Annotated in this window: 30 protein-coding genes; 3 read left to right on the plus strand and 27 right to left on the minus strand. The window is 44.1% G+C overall.

Annotated elements, in window-relative coordinates; genetic code table 11:
- From DWX84_RS17480 to DWX84_RS17515, 10 genes are all read right to left on the minus strand, one after another.
- Positions 1-570, minus strand: a complete 570-nt coding sequence (locus tag DWX84_RS17480) for a hypothetical protein (RefSeq protein WP_229045725.1) — start codon at positions 568-570, stop codon at positions 1-3.
- A 10-nt stretch (positions 571-580) separates the two neighbouring features.
- Positions 581-1078, minus strand: coding sequence for a hypothetical protein (locus tag DWX84_RS17485; RefSeq protein ID WP_009018500.1), 498 nt, complete (start codon positions 1076-1078; stop codon positions 581-583).
- A 70-nt stretch (positions 1079-1148) separates the two neighbouring features.
- On the minus strand, positions 1149-1430 hold the full coding sequence (locus DWX84_RS17490) for an STAS-like domain-containing protein (protein ID WP_009018499.1): 282 nt from the start codon (positions 1428-1430) through the stop codon (positions 1149-1151).
- A 20-nt stretch (positions 1431-1450) separates the two neighbouring features.
- Positions 1451-2329, minus strand: coding sequence for a hypothetical protein (locus tag DWX84_RS17495; RefSeq protein ID WP_009018498.1), 879 nt, complete (start codon positions 2327-2329; stop codon positions 1451-1453).
- 42 nt (positions 2330-2371) lie between these two features.
- Positions 2372-2512, minus strand: coding sequence for a hypothetical protein (locus DWX84_RS21530; protein ID WP_009018497.1), 141 nt, complete (start codon positions 2510-2512; stop codon positions 2372-2374).
- 13 nt (positions 2513-2525) lie between these two features.
- Positions 2526-2657 carry a hypothetical protein gene (locus DWX84_RS22105; RefSeq protein WP_009018496.1) on the minus strand — a complete coding sequence of 44 codons (132 nt, stop codon included), beginning with the start codon at positions 2655-2657 and terminating at the stop codon, positions 2526-2528.
- Positions 2654-2899, minus strand: coding sequence for a hypothetical protein (locus DWX84_RS17500; RefSeq protein ID WP_009018495.1), 246 nt, complete (start codon positions 2897-2899; stop codon positions 2654-2656). The genes DWX84_RS22105 and DWX84_RS17500 overlap by 4 nt, the downstream gene beginning before the upstream one ends.
- A complete protein-coding gene (locus DWX84_RS17505; protein WP_009018494.1) occupies positions 2892-3134 on the minus strand; it encodes a hypothetical protein in 243 nt (80 codons plus the stop codon). Before DWX84_RS17505 ends, DWX84_RS17500 begins: the two co-directional genes overlap by 8 nt.
- 270 nt (positions 3135-3404) lie before the next feature.
- Positions 3405-4154 (minus strand): DUF4468 domain-containing protein, encoded by a 750-nt coding sequence (locus DWX84_RS17510; protein ID WP_009018493.1) that lies wholly within the window; start codon positions 4152-4154, stop codon positions 3405-3407.
- 194 nt (positions 4155-4348) lie between these two features.
- A complete protein-coding gene (locus DWX84_RS17515) occupies positions 4349-4780 on the minus strand; it encodes a hypothetical protein (protein WP_009018491.1) in 432 nt (143 codons plus the stop codon).
- Between the two features lie 197 nt (positions 4781-4977).
- On the opposite strand from DWX84_RS17515, the gene DWX84_RS17520 reads away from it, so the two are divergent.
- A complete protein-coding gene (locus DWX84_RS17520; RefSeq protein WP_039848997.1) occupies positions 4978-5160 on the plus strand; it encodes a hypothetical protein in 183 nt (60 codons plus the stop codon).
- Here the strand turns inward: DWX84_RS17520 and DWX84_RS17525 are convergent.
- From DWX84_RS17525 to DWX84_RS17580, 15 genes are all read right to left on the minus strand, one after another.
- Positions 5154-5495, minus strand: coding sequence for a hypothetical protein (locus DWX84_RS17525; protein WP_229100320.1), 342 nt, complete (start codon positions 5493-5495; stop codon positions 5154-5156). The two genes, DWX84_RS17520 and DWX84_RS17525, sit on opposite strands and share 7 nt — an antisense overlap.
- Before the next feature lie 187 nt (positions 5496-5682).
- Positions 5683-6096 (minus strand): DUF5053 domain-containing protein, encoded by a 414-nt coding sequence (locus tag DWX84_RS17530; protein ID WP_048928084.1) that lies wholly within the window; start codon positions 6094-6096, stop codon positions 5683-5685.
- A gap of 72 nt (positions 6097-6168) precedes the next feature.
- Entirely contained in the window at positions 6169-6342 is a 174-nt protein-coding gene (locus DWX84_RS21700; RefSeq protein WP_009018485.1) for a hypothetical protein, read from the minus strand.
- Between the two features lie 182 nt (positions 6343-6524).
- The gene (locus DWX84_RS17535) at positions 6525-7325 is read right to left on the minus strand and encodes a hypothetical protein (RefSeq protein WP_048928085.1); all 801 of its coding nucleotides are present in this window, start codon (positions 7323-7325) and stop codon (positions 6525-6527) included.
- Entirely contained in the window at positions 7322-8257 is a 936-nt protein-coding gene (locus tag DWX84_RS17540) for a DUF6712 family protein (RefSeq protein WP_009018483.1), read from the minus strand. Before DWX84_RS17540 ends, DWX84_RS17535 begins: the two co-directional genes overlap by 4 nt.
- 2 nt (positions 8258-8259) lie before the next feature.
- Entirely contained in the window at positions 8260-9681 is a 1422-nt protein-coding gene (locus DWX84_RS17545) for a hypothetical protein (RefSeq protein WP_048928086.1), read from the minus strand.
- A complete protein-coding gene (locus DWX84_RS17550) occupies positions 9681-9959 on the minus strand; it encodes a hypothetical protein (protein ID WP_048928087.1) in 279 nt (92 codons plus the stop codon). The genes DWX84_RS17545 and DWX84_RS17550 overlap by 1 nt, the downstream gene beginning before the upstream one ends.
- On the minus strand, positions 9934-10452 hold the full coding sequence (locus tag DWX84_RS17555; protein WP_048928088.1) for a hypothetical protein: 519 nt from the start codon (positions 10450-10452) through the stop codon (positions 9934-9936). Before DWX84_RS17555 ends, DWX84_RS17550 begins: the two co-directional genes overlap by 26 nt.
- Before the next feature lie 42 nt (positions 10453-10494).
- Positions 10495-10908, minus strand: a complete 414-nt coding sequence (locus DWX84_RS17560; protein ID WP_048928089.1) for a hypothetical protein — start codon at positions 10906-10908, stop codon at positions 10495-10497.
- Complete coding sequence (locus tag DWX84_RS17565; RefSeq protein WP_048928090.1) at positions 10865-11407, minus strand: phage holin family protein; 543 nt, start codon at positions 11405-11407, stop codon at positions 10865-10867. Before DWX84_RS17565 ends, DWX84_RS17560 begins: the two co-directional genes overlap by 44 nt.
- Before the next feature lie 97 nt (positions 11408-11504).
- Positions 11505-11636, minus strand: coding sequence for a hypothetical protein (locus DWX84_RS22110; RefSeq protein WP_255352140.1), 132 nt, complete (start codon positions 11634-11636; stop codon positions 11505-11507).
- Positions 11633-11833: a hypothetical protein gene (locus DWX84_RS17570; protein WP_048928091.1), complete on the minus strand. Its 201-nt coding sequence runs from the start codon at positions 11831-11833 to the stop codon at positions 11633-11635. Before DWX84_RS17570 ends, DWX84_RS22110 begins: the two co-directional genes overlap by 4 nt.
- Positions 11830-12003, minus strand: coding sequence for a hypothetical protein (locus tag DWX84_RS21535; RefSeq protein WP_154396219.1), 174 nt, complete (start codon positions 12001-12003; stop codon positions 11830-11832). The genes DWX84_RS17570 and DWX84_RS21535 overlap by 4 nt, the downstream gene beginning before the upstream one ends.
- On the minus strand, positions 12000-12263 hold the full coding sequence (locus DWX84_RS17575) for a hypothetical protein (protein WP_048928092.1): 264 nt from the start codon (positions 12261-12263) through the stop codon (positions 12000-12002). Before DWX84_RS17575 ends, DWX84_RS21535 begins: the two co-directional genes overlap by 4 nt.
- Positions 12264-12664: 401 nt before the next feature.
- Entirely contained in the window at positions 12665-12826 is a 162-nt protein-coding gene (locus tag DWX84_RS17580) for a hypothetical protein (protein WP_227713729.1), read from the minus strand.
- A 239-nt stretch (positions 12827-13065) separates the two neighbouring features.
- On the opposite strand from DWX84_RS17580, the gene DWX84_RS17585 reads away from it, so the two are divergent.
- Positions 13066-13503 carry an HU family DNA-binding protein gene (locus DWX84_RS17585; protein WP_022192455.1) on the plus strand — a complete coding sequence of 146 codons (438 nt, stop codon included), beginning with the start codon at positions 13066-13068 and terminating at the stop codon, positions 13501-13503.
- A gap of 114 nt (positions 13504-13617) precedes the next feature.
- Positions 13618-13842 carry a DUF4248 domain-containing protein gene (locus DWX84_RS17590; RefSeq protein ID WP_009018470.1) on the plus strand — a complete coding sequence of 75 codons (225 nt, stop codon included), beginning with the start codon at positions 13618-13620 and terminating at the stop codon, positions 13840-13842.
- 227 nt (positions 13843-14069) lie between these two features.
- On the opposite strand, the gene DWX84_RS17595 is transcribed toward DWX84_RS17590, so the two are convergent.
- Both DWX84_RS17595 and DWX84_RS17600 read right to left on the minus strand, forming a co-directional pair.
- Positions 14070-15767 (minus strand): hypothetical protein, encoded by a 1698-nt coding sequence (locus tag DWX84_RS17595; protein ID WP_229103434.1) that lies wholly within the window; start codon positions 15765-15767, stop codon positions 14070-14072.
- Positions 15751-16356, minus strand: coding sequence for a hypothetical protein (locus DWX84_RS17600; protein ID WP_048928121.1), 606 nt, complete (start codon positions 16354-16356; stop codon positions 15751-15753). The genes DWX84_RS17595 and DWX84_RS17600 overlap by 17 nt, the downstream gene beginning before the upstream one ends.
- Positions 16357-16407 lie beyond the last annotated feature (51 nt).

A 16407-nucleotide genomic window follows, 5' to 3' on the forward strand; every position in this document is an offset into this window, starting at 1 on the left:
CTAATCTTTATCTATGAAAATTCGTGATGCGTCGATTTGCATATCGGCGGCGTAGTCCGCTACGATGTCTGCCAGTTTGGGAAGATTCTTTTCGATGATGGGATCGAACCAACGGATCGGGTGGCGGTTGCCGGTTCCCATCAGGTAGAAAGAATCCGGGTTGGTCTTTTTCAGCTTCCCGTATTTGTCCGTCCATTTAGAGCCGCCCCGGAAACCACCTTGGCCCCGTCCGGCTCCCCTATGGATATAGATACCTTCACGGGCGAAACTGAATCCCACTCGTTCGGTCTCTCCTTTACTTTTGTAAATTCTGGGTTCTAGGGAGTCCGATAGGAACTCATCTTTCTGGACAAGCAAGGCGATATTCCCTTTCAAGTCTTGGATTATGTAGCCCATCCATTCCTTTACCTCAGAATTAAATTGTCTCAATTTCTCCTTATCCTGCCTACGTTCATACCGGGCGATCCGGCTGGTTGACTCTAGCGAGATCTCGAAGGGTAATCCTTCCCTCGCTCCGATTAGGGAGTTCTTGCGTTTAGGCGTGCGCATCTGCTCGCTCAATCTTTTCATGACTCCCATATCATACCCACATTGATTGGTCGATAGAGAAGGGGATAGGCTTTCTTAGGTTGAAGCCTAACATCACCCCATAGAAATTATCTCCCATGGGACCTATGCCCCGAAAGGTCATGCTGTTTAGCTCTAGGAACTGAAGCCCGTTACGTTCCTCGTTCCAGTCGAGCATCATCCGGCAGACGATCTGCATGAGAAGATCCTTGCATTCCGCTTTCGCAAAGTGAATCCCGTCGATATTCCCGGCCTCGCATTGCTTTAATAGGGCGATAAAATATTGTGGGATATTTACGAGGTTGTCATTGTTAAGCCAAGAGAAATCCGAGTTAAGCCCGTCGATGGCGACTAATACATGATCCCGGATAGAGGAGATACGTTCTTCCAGATCAGAGATTTCCTCTACCTCGTCGCTACGGAGGAAATGACATTCCCCGTCCGTATGACCGATAGCGGCTAGATGCCTAGCGATCCATTCCGAATACTCAAAGTGATTGTATATGTCCATAACATCCAATTTATAGACACAAAAAAAGCCCCCCGAAGGGAGCTTTTAAAGGACATATGAAAACTACTAATCACCTTTTATACCTACTGATATAATCAGTCAAGCGTTCAGCTTGCAATTTTGTTATCTTTGTAAATGAAATCTTCTTCTTAAGTGTCTCAAAACCAAATTCATCTATAAACTTACCAATTGAAACATTTAAAAACATAGAAGGCAAAGAAGACACACCTTCCATATCGATGGTAATCTTGTCCGAAGAATTCATATTCTCTCTGATTATATCATAGAGACTACTTCCTGCCATAGGAAAATCCTTTCCTTCCATCACGTCATAAAGTTTAATTGTACACATAGTATCCTCTTTTTATTTAGTTAAAAATCAAACTCGTCTAAAATTTCTTCTTCTTCCAAATTTCCTAAATATAATTCGAAATATATCAACGTCCCATTAAAATCAAAATCAATATTGTCAATTTTAACTTCATGCTTCTTTAATAAACGAGCTGTATTGCAAATTATTCTTACTGCATCAGCGCACGATAATATATTATCTAGGCCTTTTCCTTTATTATGAACCTTAGATCCAACTGTAAAATCAACCTCTATAGACTTTTTCAAAGCATCGCTATCTGATATTATAGTGGAATCAAAATTTCTGACAGATTTTGATATACCTTTCCCGAAATCACAAATAGCTACACGCAAGACTTCATCCTGTCCTTCATATTTAATAAATGAAAAAGCATTACCATTTGCATCAGCATGATCAAAAACATTATAAAATGCTTCTACTATGCTAAGCGAAATTATACTTAAGTCTTTACCTCTAAAGAAATTCTTTTTAAAATATTGTTCTACCTCTATTGCATATGCGTCTTTTTGATTCTCAACTATACGCCATAAATTAAATATATTATCACTTTCAGAATCCACATGATCTTTACTGTAATTCCAATACTCTCTAAATTTAAGATCTTCAAAAAACAGCTTCTCTATAGATTCATTTGATATCCGTATAGTATGTTCTTCTACATTAACTAAAAATTCAATCAAACATGCAATTGTAACAACATGAATAGGCTGAAATAATTCAGGAGACAATGTATCCTTAAAAACAAAAGTTATTTGTTTTTGATAATTTTCTTTTTTATATTCATTCCTGATAGTAGCGATTTGTCTCAGCCAATCCGCTCTTTTCAAAGAGTTAAAATATATGTTCGTATTATCCATGTTTTGAAGAACATTATTCATATATACAACAATTTTTATCTGCTGAATATTATCAGTTTCTATTTAAAAAAGCAAAATAAATAATAGCAAAACAATCAACACACCAGCTATAACCTTGCTTATATGGTTTTTGCTGTGACGCACTTCATTCAGAGCCGCACCGATCAGCATAACAAAACCTAATATAGCTACAAATGTCAGCATACTGCAAATATAATCATTCTTTTGGAAGAAGCAAGCGTAACAGCTCCTCCAATCTCATGGCGGCATGCATTCGTTCTTCTTTACTATATTGTCCGTTTACATCGGTAACGATGTCGAGTAGGCGCAGGGCTTCTTGGAGTTTCATTTCGGTTCCTCCTTTCCTTCAAACAAACATAATCTTTTTTTCAGAAAACTTAGAGCCGCAATAAGCGACAATGATTCTTTTTCAGAAAGTACACCCGGGGCATCATGCTCGCATGCAATGAAAGTGATAGCGCTGTCAATGGCCTTAACATCTTCTTCTAACCCACCTTTATCATTTTCCTGCCAATATCTGATCGCATCCAGCATTAGGTTTGATATACATATATCTTCCAGTCTAATCATTTGGGCCTCCTTTCTTCGCTGAGTTATAAACGAACCAAGCTACGATGACCAGTGGTAAGAACACTGGAGACAGCATAGCCAATAAAGCTACCGTGTACATTTTAGCCTCGTAAATGGATTTACAGGAGGCGATACCAAGAGGCAACAGGTTGTAGAACTTCTGGACGGTTGTCCAAGAAAAGAGATCATGTTCCCGGCTCCGGGAAGATGATACGGTTAATGAATTTGTTTTCATAACGTTGTGACTTTAGCGTATGGGCAGAAAAAAAGCGGCTGCCATTTCCACTCGCTAAAGTCACAACGTTACGTTCCCGAAGGTACGAAAATTGTAGGAAAGGCAACCGCCAATATTTTTATACAACAAAGTAAGGCATAAAAAAGCCCTGACTATCAAAAATATGTCCGAGCAATAACCGATGCTCAACGAGAACGACAAACGTTCGTGACTTTAGCTGATGCAAATATGGTAAAAGTTTTTGAGATGGCAATGCTAATTAAAAGAAATCTACCAATCTTCCTCCTCTGTTTTTAGCTGAGACACTCCATTGAATATGTTATTTTCAATCTGATATAGCCTATATAGCTGTTCTAGTAGGACTTGTGTTCTTACATTTATGTAATGGGCATCTGTTCGTTTACTTTTAGTAAGTCCTAGTCCATCGGAAACAAACGATGTTAAATAAAAATCCCTAGTCAAGTAAGTTTCTATAGGGGCTTCGGCTTCATTTAAATCTCCTTTCTCTACATAAATATCATATAAATCTATTTTGTACCTATTATCTCGTACTTGGATTTTCAATGTAAAATGTATCGGTACACTTCCTACATATTTACCCATTAACCCCATACTGAAAATTAAATAACCTTCAGTCATACCTTTGCAAACAAGGATACCTGTTTCTTTATCTTGCATTTGCAAAATATTTTTAGCACTAACGAAAACATCAACCAATGATTGATAGATATTGTCGTATAGTGTTCCTTTACCAAGCCCTTCAACTTGTCTGACGTAAGAAATAGTAAAACTTCCATCATCATTAAAAGGTACTGAAGACAATATTTCAATCATATCTTCCTTTTTTAATTTGGGTAACTTCTTATCTTCTATCTTCCTTTTTTCAAAGTTTGAATATTTTTGGTAGATAAATTCTTTAAATTCTTCTTGCGACATAGGATTTCTTACAATTTCGAAATCTTGTGCAAAAGCGTTTGTGCTAAGTAGTGTAACAAATAAGATACAGATTAGGTGTTTCATGTTTAATTTTGTATTGATTATTATGGATCGCAAGTAGGGAAAAGTTTTTGATATGGCAAAGAAACCAAGTATCTTTGTGGAAAAGAATTGCGATATGAATACAACAGATTACGATATCTATAAAATCAGACAAGAGCAGCTGTCGTTAAGCCGTCGTATCACTCGCATAGAAAATATGATACACGCAATCAGACCTACTCGATTAATCTACGTATTAGGTTTCCTATCGGGTTTCCTGCTAAACTATCTACTACGGCACCTGTTATAGCGGCCAAGACCCACCAAGCGAATTTAAACAAGGAGACCCAGCCGTTAGCCACGTCAAGTTTTAATTTTTTATCTTCCAGTTCTTCTTTATCTGCTGACTTTTGCAGATGTTTTTTCAATCCAATAGTAGCAATACTTTCTCCTTCATTGGTTAGTATCAGCCAATATTCATCCTTTCCCATATATTCGATCGCATGATACCGCTTCATCAGCGTCTCCTTCATATACTCATAATCCATCGTGTGATTATCATAGTCCGGAAGGCCATTATAAAATTGGTCTATATTACAGCGACCAGCATTTTGTTTCACCGTGGCAAGTATCTTATCCGCTATCTCGTATTGTTTTTCTGTAAACATTATCAAAAGAGAATAGCCTGTATTTCTGAGGGTGCATCCTCATACTCTACAGGCCATTAAAAAACCAATTGGCATATCTTTTCCGAAGGTCACCGCATGCACTCGGTTCTACTCGGTTTCTAATCTTTTCGTAAAGATGGGGAAAGTTTTTGGTAACACAATGCTTTCCACGTATTTTTGTGGAAAATGTTATTCCTATGAAATCAATAATCAATTATTTTCGCAAACGTAAAGAGGAACGTCTTCGTGAACGTTGTGTTAAGTATGCCATTAAAGCCCACGAAGGACGGGATAAAGGTTTTACTGTCAGCGATTCAGCCCAAGACATTGAATTGTATATAAAAGACGGTATGACATCCCAAGGAAAAAGGCATCAATAAGGTTTCTTATAAGGCAAAACAACAGGTAACTTGAACCTTATTCGGTTCGCCTCATTTCCATTGCTTCCTTCTTTGGTTGAAGCGCCTATACCTACTACACTGGCTAATACACCGATCTTTCCGCTATTTTCCTTTATTTCAGAGGTGCTGACTTGTAGATCAAACTCTACTGATGAAACAATAACACCTTCACTATTGTCTATCGTCTCAAAGTTTGTATTCTCTGCATAGCATGGATTTACCACTACTCCTTTATCTTTCAATTCATCATCTAATTCATAAACAGCTTCCGAAAGCTGGGTTATAGCGGATTTAATAAATTCTTTTAGTTCCATAAACAACAAAGCCCGCATTTCAGACCGGCCATGATCCTACTTTGCGGGCTCTTTCTTCAATGAAGTTTATCTTTTTCAAATATCTCGCATGGCCTCGATATATTTGATATCTAATCTTTTTGTAAAGATGGTGAAAGTTTTTGAGATGGCAAAGAAACCCGATCGTATTATATTGTTTTCGTAAGTATCATACCAAGTTCAATTTAGTAATCCGGCGGCTGATGTCTTTCAGCGCCATATCCAAAATAGCCAGTTCCTCCTGTGTGAATTTGCAAATTTTACCGTGCACGCTATTCCCGTTTAATCGTTGGTAGAACCAAGAGGATGATTTCCCGAAATAATCTTTGGCTAGATTAGAGACGGACAGGTATGGTAAAACGGGACCCAGTCGTTCACGAATAGTTAGCTGCTCCTTGATGTCCGCGATCTCTTTATGGATGTTTTCAAAGTCATTTTGCACACCTGCGGTAAGCAGTTCGGTTTCCTTTTCATCCATACTATCCAACAAATCGGTAATCTGTCGGTCTATGGTAGGGCGGTCATTCTCCGGGGACTTTTTCCAAAGTTCCTTTAGTTCAAAAAAACGCTTTACTTTATCCATATTATTCTGTTTTTTGAGTTACACATGAAAGGGAAACTCTCCCTCTGGCCTGGAGGGGGAGAACCTTTCTGGTCAATAATACTTTCCAAGTTCCTTAAGTTCTTTCTCAAGTCTCTTGATCTCTTTATCAACCACCGCTTTCATGAATTTGCTTCTCGAAGTCAGTTCATGATACTTGCGGAGATAAAAAAGGAGATCTTTTTCTGCCTCTTCTATCCGGGCTTTTAGCCCATCGTCACTATGCATAGAGCTCTTGTCTTAATGACATCACAAAGATAATAAAAATATTATCAATGGCAAACGTTTGGTAATATTTTTATTATCATAGTATCTGGATTGGAGATAATAACAAAACCGCTCCACCTTCACAGGCAAAGCGGCTGTCCATTACTAATCTAAAAATCTAATACCATGAAAAACACCTATTACTACATATCTTGTTTCTTTTTCTCCTCTTTTTCGATCGCTACTTCTAGGGTATAGAGAGCGTCGTATAAAAGGGATTGTTTTACCTGTTCTTTCTTGGTCACGTCTCCGCTGGCCATCTCATCCACGATGCGTTGTTGCGTGTCGAATATATCCAAAGGGGCTTCATTCCCTCCGGAGGAGAATACCCGGGAGAACTTTGCTTGTATGAAATTCATGCTACCTAGGTAGTACCAGAACATGACTGTCTTTACGATCGGCTCTACATTCCGGAACCAAGCCGGATCACCGTCCTCACGTATGGAGAATGAGCCGTCTTTCCAGATTATGGATAGGAAGTTATCCAATGCCTCGAATAAATCCTGTCTCATCCGCTGTTGCCAAGTCTGTAGCATGATGAACTGTCCGTAGCTGATATTGGTCAGGCCGTCTTCCGGGCCGTATAACTCGATATCTTTGTCTTTGTAGACGGGGAATGGGTTACGGGTTAAGCGGATATCCAGCTCGATCCCTTTTTCTGTCTCTTGGAATAAGAAATCAAAGATGGTGCTCAACGCCGCCAGTTGCTCGGCCGTGATCCATATACGATCTTTGGGAAGGGAAACGGCGTAACCGGTTCCATTGGCTTTCTGGTATCGCCGGATTCTCGCGGACAGGCAAAACAATAGCATCTTGACCTTGGCTTCTTGGGCCGTACTTTTCGAGTTCAAAATATTGGCGAGAAAGCAAAGCTGTTCCGCTGTCATCTCATCCCATGTGCCGGGCACGAGGTAATCGATATCTTTGATCGTTATTTTTCTCATAATACGAAAATATGTTTGTCCTTGGAATTAAAGTCGTTCTTGATAGGAGCGGGGAGGCCTAGTTCCGGGGCGTAAACTTTCATGTAATCCTCGATTACCGCTTCTAACGACGTTACCTGCTCGGCGTAGAAATTACCGTTGTCCGTGGGATCGGAATACAGCGGATAGATCACGGGTTTAAACTCCAGCTGGCCGGCCGCCGTACGTTGTACCCGGGTGGTTTGGCTGGTATGGAGCTTGGCTACGTACATGGCGAGCCATACCCGGATATAATCAATCAGCTTGATCCGGAGCGGATCATCCACGCCGGTTCTTAAGGTGTCTTTTAAGCTCTTGTCAAGAGTGGTCCCGATCCAGCGGCATAGCTTCATCTCCAGTGTATCGAGTAGGGGACGGAACTTTTCGAAGGTCAACCGGGAATAATCGATATTCACCTTACCGTAATCCTGAAACTCCCGGGCGGAATTAAGGTAGTGGTCGTTGGCTTGGTTCTTGTAATAGCGGCTTTCTTTCCATTCCGGATAGTCGTTCTCGTGGCTTCCGAGATGCTCCAGTAGCTTATCCAAGTTATTCCATCCCCGTTCCTGCATGCTCTCTTCCGATCGGGCGATCTTTTGGTCGCTGGCTACGGTGAACTTATCGTTCCGGCCTACCGTATGCCCGCTGTCACCGATCAAGACCCCTAGCTCCGGACTGGCTATCGCCACGGCCAATGGTCCCAGTGTCCGGCTGGCGAGCGTCTTGATCGTAAGGATATCTTCCGTTAACGGCTCTCGATACAGCCGATCGACCAAGGCTTCCCCGAGGTAGGGGACGATATATCGATCGAAAGCGTCTTGAAGATAAGGCTCCAATATCTCGAACTTAAATGAGGCGTTTACCTTGACGGTATGCCTCAAATCATCTATCGTTTGTAGGAATGGCTGTGTCATGATTATACTTTTTCGTTACCGATACTCTTTTCCGATCCCGTGTTCTTATCGAGTGTCGTTAGCATGATATTGGGTATCACGAACTCGATGTCTTTTCCCCATCCGTTGATCTCCCGGGCTAGGTATAGCGGGAGAACCATCATGTCCCGGAGCGGCTTGAACAGTACTTGGGCGATAATGAATAACTCCCGGGCCTCGGTACCGTTGATGTTCTTCGATTTCCCGGGCGACGCTCCTTTCAAGGACGGATGTACGCCCATCGTGTTACAGATCACGTTTGTCGCTTCCTCCGAGTCCTCGATATACTCACCGCCCTTGATAAATGATTCCAAGGGCTTGATGATGATATCGCTCTCCTCGTATTTATTGATCTGATCATACCGGAAATGGGATACGAAGCTCTTGCCGGCGTTCTCCTCTCCGGAAAGGAAGTCGTTCAGTTGTTGTAGGAAAGCGTTCTTGCGCTCGTTCCGTTTCTTCTTGTCATCCTTGGGGATACCTTCCGAGTCGTAAAGCTTGTCCCAAAATTTCATGTTGATGGAGACGTGATATTTCAAGACCATCTGGTTTTTCAGCAACGCCTTCTTGAATTTCGGGATGGCGCAACTGAACTCGTACCAATCGAGGAAGATGGACCACCAATAAGGGCGGTTGTAATAAAAACGCCCCGGTACCGGCATATTGAGGCTTAACGTATAGCCATTCTCTTCCTCGTCCTTTTTCTCTCCGGTCTCCGGATCGGGTACGAGCCCGGTACGAACCTTGAGATCGTAAAGCGGGCTTCGGCGGTCTAGCAATCTCGTTACGATCACGTCGTCCGGAAATGACTCCTCTCCCCATTGCGAGGAATAACCATGATACTCGATGCGTTTCGTCTTCTCGTCTTGCTCGCTGATCCGGGAAAAGCACATCTCCCGGTGCCAGATCTGGACTACCTTCGGTTTCTCTCCGGCCTTCCGTTTGCCAAAAGCCAGATAGACGAAAGAGTCGGAGAATACGACCAGATCGTTGGCCAGCTCGGACATTACCCGTAAGTAGTTGCTGTCCGATATGAACTGGAATATCTCCGGAGCCTCTTCCGGGGTAAGTTCCTCCAGCTCGATCTTTTGGGTCTCCGGATTCTTCACCCTCCGGCAGACCATCAACCCATCGCCGTAGGCCATGTTCGCCTTGAACTCGATATTGCTGCCTACGATGGTGTTGTCGGCGATCTTTTTCATGATCCTTACGGGCAACTTGTCTTGGTGACCGAACGGGACAAACCTGACCTCTTTCTTGACGGAAGATCCTTTGGCCGGGGTAATGACCGTGGCCGTGAATTTTTTATCCTCCAGAAAACCTACGTCCTCGGTCATGACCACCGCCGCTTTCGCTCCGGGGAGGAAAGCGGTGTCACCCATTAGAAATACGTTCTTGCGTCCCATTATGCGTATATTTTTTTACCGTTAATCCGGATGATCATGCAACGGATGAACTTCCGTGGGAACCGTTCGCCCCGAATCCGGATGTTTACCGTGCTTCCCTTGGCGTGGATCGAGCTGAAGTAGGCTACCTCATAATTCTCGATCGAGCCGGGAGAGCCATTTCCCTCCCGGCTTTCATTCAACCGCACGTACGAGAACGAGAACATCTTGTATCGTCCCCGGTCATCCTTTTGCTGCATGACAGCCCAGACATCACTTTGTTTTATCCTTTTTTCCATATCTCCATCTTAAAAAGATTACCAAGGCCAGAACCATCGTTACGCCGAGCGCCCACCACCCGAGGGCGTTCTTGCCGACATCGGAGTTGAGTTCGGTATCTCCGGACCGCTCTTCCTCATGGCTGGCTTCCGACCGGGCGAAAACGCTCTCGTTCTCCTCTTTCTTTTGGCTTTCCGCTTCTTCTTTTCGCTCGTTCTCATGTTCCTCGCCTTCGAGTGTCGTTTCCGCCTTGACCGGGTATCGGCCGTTTTCGTCCGGCTGCCGCTCAAGGTCGAATTCCCTTCGTATGATCCGGATGTTTCTCCACCGATCTCGCACGGTGTTGGAACTGGCAAGCCGTACATCCATAGAGGTATCCAAGCTCTCCAATACCTGTCGCTCTTGATCTCTGTAATGGCTATGATCAGAAGCGCTACGACGCACGGAGCAGCTAGCGCAAAGAGCCACCATTCCGGCCAAGACACACAATCTCTTATAAAGTCCATATTCCATGATTCGCTATCCAAAAGGGAGTTCGCATAAACAATACCACTCTCACATCAGTTCCCAGCCGGCCTCGATATCTTCCATAGGGATACGCTCGCCGTTCTCCATGTAGCACATGGCATCCACTAGGGCGCACATCGTTCCCTTGTCCGACAGGTCTAGCCGGCAACAGTCCGGCATTTGCATCTCCCGGCATACCCATCGTACGTAAGCCGCCGTGTCATTCTCATCGCGGGGTGCCCATCGTTCTATCAGTTCCTTTATGGAATGTAGGTTATACGATCGCTGGTATTTTAGCAAGAGCTTCATCATGGCCCGTATCCCATGCGGTATATCCTTGAATTCCTCGAAAGCGTTGTCCTTTTTATCGGCTTTCGATACTTCTCCGGCCCAGTCGTTCCGCTCCGAGTTCCGGATATTACCGGGGTTGTTGTTTCGGATTCCCCTTGGTGTCGTTGTCATTTTTACAATCCTCCTTATCTAATTGGTTACTAATATTCTTTCCTAGCTTAGACTCGATCTCTCCTTTGAGCTGTAGTTTAAGCAGCTTTGGAAACATCATGTTCGGCCAGATAATCAATGCGCTACCCAGCATGCTCCACAGCTCGCACACACAGGCTAGGGTACATCCGGCCTTGGTGATTATGGCGTTATCTTGAGTGAATATCCGTTCCGTAACGAATACCACGAGCATGAAACTGAAATAGACGATCACCTTGGCGGGGGTATCTCTTCCGCTTTGTGATAGGAAGAATTTACCTTGCTTCTTTGCCGAGAACATCCCGAATAGCAAGTCGGCCGTAATAGCTACGCCCATAGCGGCGAAAGCGTATTTCACGGGCGAGATAAAATTCAATAAGAATATCATTCCGCTTATTATCCAGCCCCAAGAATGGTTCAATACCATCTGGAGCTTTATCAAGATCCTCTCTACGATCGGGCTAAATACCTGTGATATCATCTCCAAACATTTTTCACAAAGATGCTCGTAATCATACCTTCGGAAAAGGACATGAAAAAGCCCCGCGAGGATTTCTCCGGGCGGGGCTTGATTGATATTATTCTTCCGGCAATAGTAGCCGGAGTAGTTCTTCTAGCCGCATGGCGGCACGTATTCGTTCTTGTTTGCTGTATTGCTCGTTTACATCGGTCACGATGTCGAGTAGGCGAAGGGCTTCTTGGAGTGTCATATGGCTTTACCCCCTTTTATAATAGTGAAAATGGTCATATCTCCTATGCGAATAGGTATTCCGCACTCAGATAGCTTACCTTTTAACCAACCTATTTTTTCACAGGCGGCATCATGTTTTCTTTTTGTTTCTTTGATTTCCATTTCCAATTCAGCGATTATCCGGTGGGCTTCCTCTAATGTTTTAATAGTTCTCATTGCTCACCTCCTTTCCCGAGGAACTCCCCGATCAAGTTATATATATCCGTAAGTTGCTCTTCTGTTATATCGCTCATGCGGTACTCATTACAGTCAATGCAATAAAGAACTTCTTCTTTCTTGCCGGGGGATTTCACCCGTATTTGTTCTATGTAAGGGCTTGCTTTCATGACCGGCCTCCTTTCTTCGCTGAGCAGTACACGAACCAAGCCACTCCAATCAGCGGTAAGAACGCCGGAGACAGCATTGTTAATAAAGCTACCGTGTACATCTTTGCCTCGTGAATGGATTTACAGGGCGTGATACCAAGAGGTAACAAGTTGTAGAACTTCTGGACGGTGATCCAAGAAAAGAAACTCGTTTCGTGAGTGGACGTTGATTGTAGGGTACTATTATTCCCCGGCAAACAAATGTTTTCGTGTTTGGACATAACTAACATTGTTTGTTTGGGGCAGGAAAAACAAAAAACGGTCTCGCCTGTCCCTTTGTCCTACACCACGAAAGGCAGTTATGGCCATTAAGCCATATCAAGGGGGTACGAAACCGTTGTATTATATATACGTACTAGTATGGACACAAAAAATGCCGATACAAATATGTTCGGCGGTCACCCGCCTTTCGTGAAATAGGACATTGCAAATATGGTGAAAGTTTTTGGGATGGCAAAGAAAAAGCCGGCTTTTATTGGGCCGGCTGGGGAATATTCCAAAAAGGATTTATCACATGTTCTCTATCCATCGTTTTCCGGATGGTGTATAAGTATACGCTAATATGCCTACGGCAACAATAGCTACAACGGTGAAAAAAACAACTGCTATCTGCATATTATTATTATTTTAAGATTCTATATCCAATCATCGCAAAGGCAACCGTACCGATGAATCCCATCGCAAAAAGATAATTAGCCATACTTGGTATCTCATCCTCTATCTCCCGGTTTAGTAAAGAGGCCGCTACCCCTAGCACCAAAGCCGCAAATGTCAACTTTGCCATATCAAAAAAGAACTTAGCGGTAGTTTCCTTTCTTACTTTACTTTTTTCTAATTCATTCTTGGTTGCCATGTCGCAAATATGGTGAAAGTTTTTGGGATGGCAAAGAAAAAATCGTAATATCCTTATATAACTTTACACTGCTAGGTAATCCCTAACATCCTATAATCACCATATCCCACCTTTACCCCCGTGATCACGACACAACTATCTATTATTCACTTCAAAACAATCAACAAACAATGGCTACAACTTACAAATTAGTGCAGCGACGGGACATGCACAAGGGAGCGACTGAAGGCGATAAGCTTTATTACGCACAGGCGAAATCTACGGGTACTAGTGATATGGAGCGTCTTTGCTCCATGATTGGCGAGCGTTCTTGCGTATCCAGCGCAGACGTGAAAGCGGTGCTGGACTCGCTTATCTACGTGATGAAGCTGGAGATGTCGGACGGCAAGATCGTACAGCTGGGTGAGTTCGGTAATTTCCGTATCACGTTCGGTAGTGAGGGGACGAAGGTGGAGAAGGATTTCAACGCTACTAAGATTCGTCGTCCTAAGTACACCTTCTCTCCGGGTAAGGCGCTTCGCTCGCAAGCGAAGGTATTGCGATTCGAGAAGGTAAGCGTGGAAAAAGGCGAGGGAGGAAACGACTCCGAGAGTCCGGACGAGATCTAGGCTAAAAGCACGCATCGTTTGAGGGAGAAGGGCGCATCGTTTTGGAAAAGAGGGTGCGTCCTTTTTTTATGAGGTTAGTATTCAGTATATTTGATAATTTATAAATAGAGAAGGATGGACAATGAGAATTTTAAGATAAGGGCTTACGGGTTGCAGGAGCTAGGCATTCAATATTTCCCGAATAGCGCACCCGCTTCGGCCTCGATCCAGCTAAAGAGATGGATTAATCTAAACAAGGCGTTACTTTATGAGATTACCGAAGCCGGGTATCATTCCGGGCAACGCTTACTCACGCCACGGCAAGTACAAATCATAACAGCGCATTTAGGGCCTCCATAACAGAGGCTCTTTTTTTGTCCCCGCATATTTCGCAACGGTTTCTCATTGTTGAAATGTTAATTTGTTGATACTTAATAGTTGCGCACCTCTCAAGTAGCGTTTTTTTCTCAAAGCGTGCGAAAGCGCCCCGCAGCGCCCTACAAAAAAAATGCGGGCGCAAGTTCAATTTTTCACCTTATCTGCTGCCTCCCTCAGACAGATCACGCATGAAATGCGTCTACCGATTTTTAATGAAGGAAGATGATTCCGGATTCCGCGTACGCGAGTTCAGGCATAAAGAAATTCGCGCCGACAAACAATGTGTCCCATGCGTCGGTAATGTGTGTCTTGTACTCATCCGGGTTATCGGGGCTGTCTTCTGTAGCTTCCGGCGATTTGTCTTTCTCGAATCCGTTCTTGCCTACTTTCACCGCTGTTTGCTCCATGGCGAGTTTGAGGAACTCGTTGTTGTATTTATTGAAAACAGGATAAAGGAGCGTCGGATCATGCTTTAAGGCCCGGTCTATTTGCTCGTGCCTCCAGTCGTGGCGGCTTACCTGTCCGATATAGATATCGGTGATATCCCAACCATATTCCTTGAAGATCCGGATGATGGTATCTTGATAGGACTCGGAGTTATTGCCGGTAGTCCACGTGAAGGTCTGGTCATAAAAGAAGATGATATCACGTTTGAGCTTGTATTTGTAGTATTCGCAAACCTGACGAGCCAATTCATCCAGCTTATCGGGGGTCTTGACAAAGAAGCTCTTTAGGGTACGTAATTGATGGCCTTGTACCTGTCCGATACATGCGGTATTGATTGCGGAGTTACTATCGAAACCGATTAGCAAGGGAGCGTCCATATCCAGATCCCCATCGGCTAGGCATCCGGCCAGTCGCAGCCGGTTCCAGTCCGCTCCCATGCTACCCATGTAGCGAGTATCGCCGGGGGTATAGAAATGGTAATCGTTCAAGGCCGAATAGAAGCCATTAGCGACACGGAACAGGCGTTCGTTCATGAACGCGGTACGCCATATAAGGGAAGGGACGTTGCGGTACATTTGCCAAATGTAATCCTTGCCTACGACTTCCATGTTATCGAAAATATCATACTCTCCGTAATATACCGTGTACTCCCGGGTCTTGCCACGCATAGGTTTGACAGGTGCTTGATACTTACGGGCCAACATTAAGTCATGGCGTAATTCTTTGTATTTGCGTTGGGTGTATGATGTTTGTTCCGGAAGGCGCTCGGTTAATTTCATTTCCCGGTATAGGTTCCGGATCAAGTTGATATGAACCGGATTCATGTCGTTGATCTTATCCAATATCCAACGTCCGGCTTTTAAGGTTGGCATATCCGTGGAATAGAGAACGGAATGATGCCAAGGGCATTGGTTGAAATCTTGCAAATTTCCCCGATTGGCGGGATCAACCTCGGATTTTATCTTATCGTAGTCTAGGAATTTCGCCTCCGGACCGATTACCCAATCTAAGGACATGGAGTTCGCTGACATCCCTTGACTGAAGGAGAGTACGACCAATACGGTGCCATTCCAGAAATGAATGCAATTGCCCCATGCGGTCTGAAGCGGCGGGCGCTTGGGCTTTCCGAAGTTGGCGGACAGGGGTGCCTTGCGGCCAACAAAGAAATGAATGCCCTCGATATAGCCCCATTCGGCGAGAGCGTGAATAATCGCCGGTAGCGTATTACCCCAAGCCTTGGCATAGGATGGAGAGATTAAAGCCCCGGTAGAACCCGGCATGGACCAAACATTCCGGATGATGAAGCGTGCGTCCAAACCCTCGGATTTACCGGTACCACGGCTACACACCCAATACTCGTCGTGGGCGGCGATCGCCATTCCCATGCGTTGCATCTTATTGAAAAACTTGCGTTGCGCCTCTTTCGCTTTACGGGTGAAAGGTTCAGTCATCAGTGCCATAGTCGTCTGTAATGGGTTCAATATCTACGATATCATGATCTTGCTTGAACAATGCCCGGAATGATTTCCTTTCTTCTTCAAGATTAGGGATAGGCTTGAAATCATCTCCCATTAACGTGACATCATCGGATGGCTCAAAGCAGGGTGGTTCCCAAGCGCTTCGATCAATGTCATCGTCTTCTTTATCGGAGCGGGTGTATTTACCGATCTTGTCCGCGTTGGCGGCGATACCTTTGGGGTCTTTGGCTTCCCGGGCGATGCGGATACCTTCCTTGGCGGCCTCGATCACCATGTAACGATACCAGTTCTTGCCGGCTAACTGTACATTTCCTACGAGTCTCCGGATAGCGGCCAGATCACGGTAAGCGGTGGCTTGTGATACGGGCTCACAACTGCCGTCGCAACCGGCCATCAGGAAAGCGATCAGGTCTTTGTCAGCTGTCATGGGGTCTTCCAATAACTTGGAAACACATAACATCCAGCGATCTTTTTGCATAAGCTCCCGGCAGGAGAGAAGGCTTGCCGCTTCTTCATGCCCTTTGAAAAGTACCGTGGCTATCTTGTCGTATGATGTTAGTTCCTTGTTCATTCTTTCTAAATAGGTTATGATAAAGGGGAACAGCCAATACCTTATGGATTG

The organism is Parabacteroides sp. AF21-43, from assembly GCF_003635435.1.
GTDB classification, from domain to species: Bacteria; Bacteroidota; Bacteroidia; order Bacteroidales; family Tannerellaceae; genus Parabacteroides; species Parabacteroides distasonis.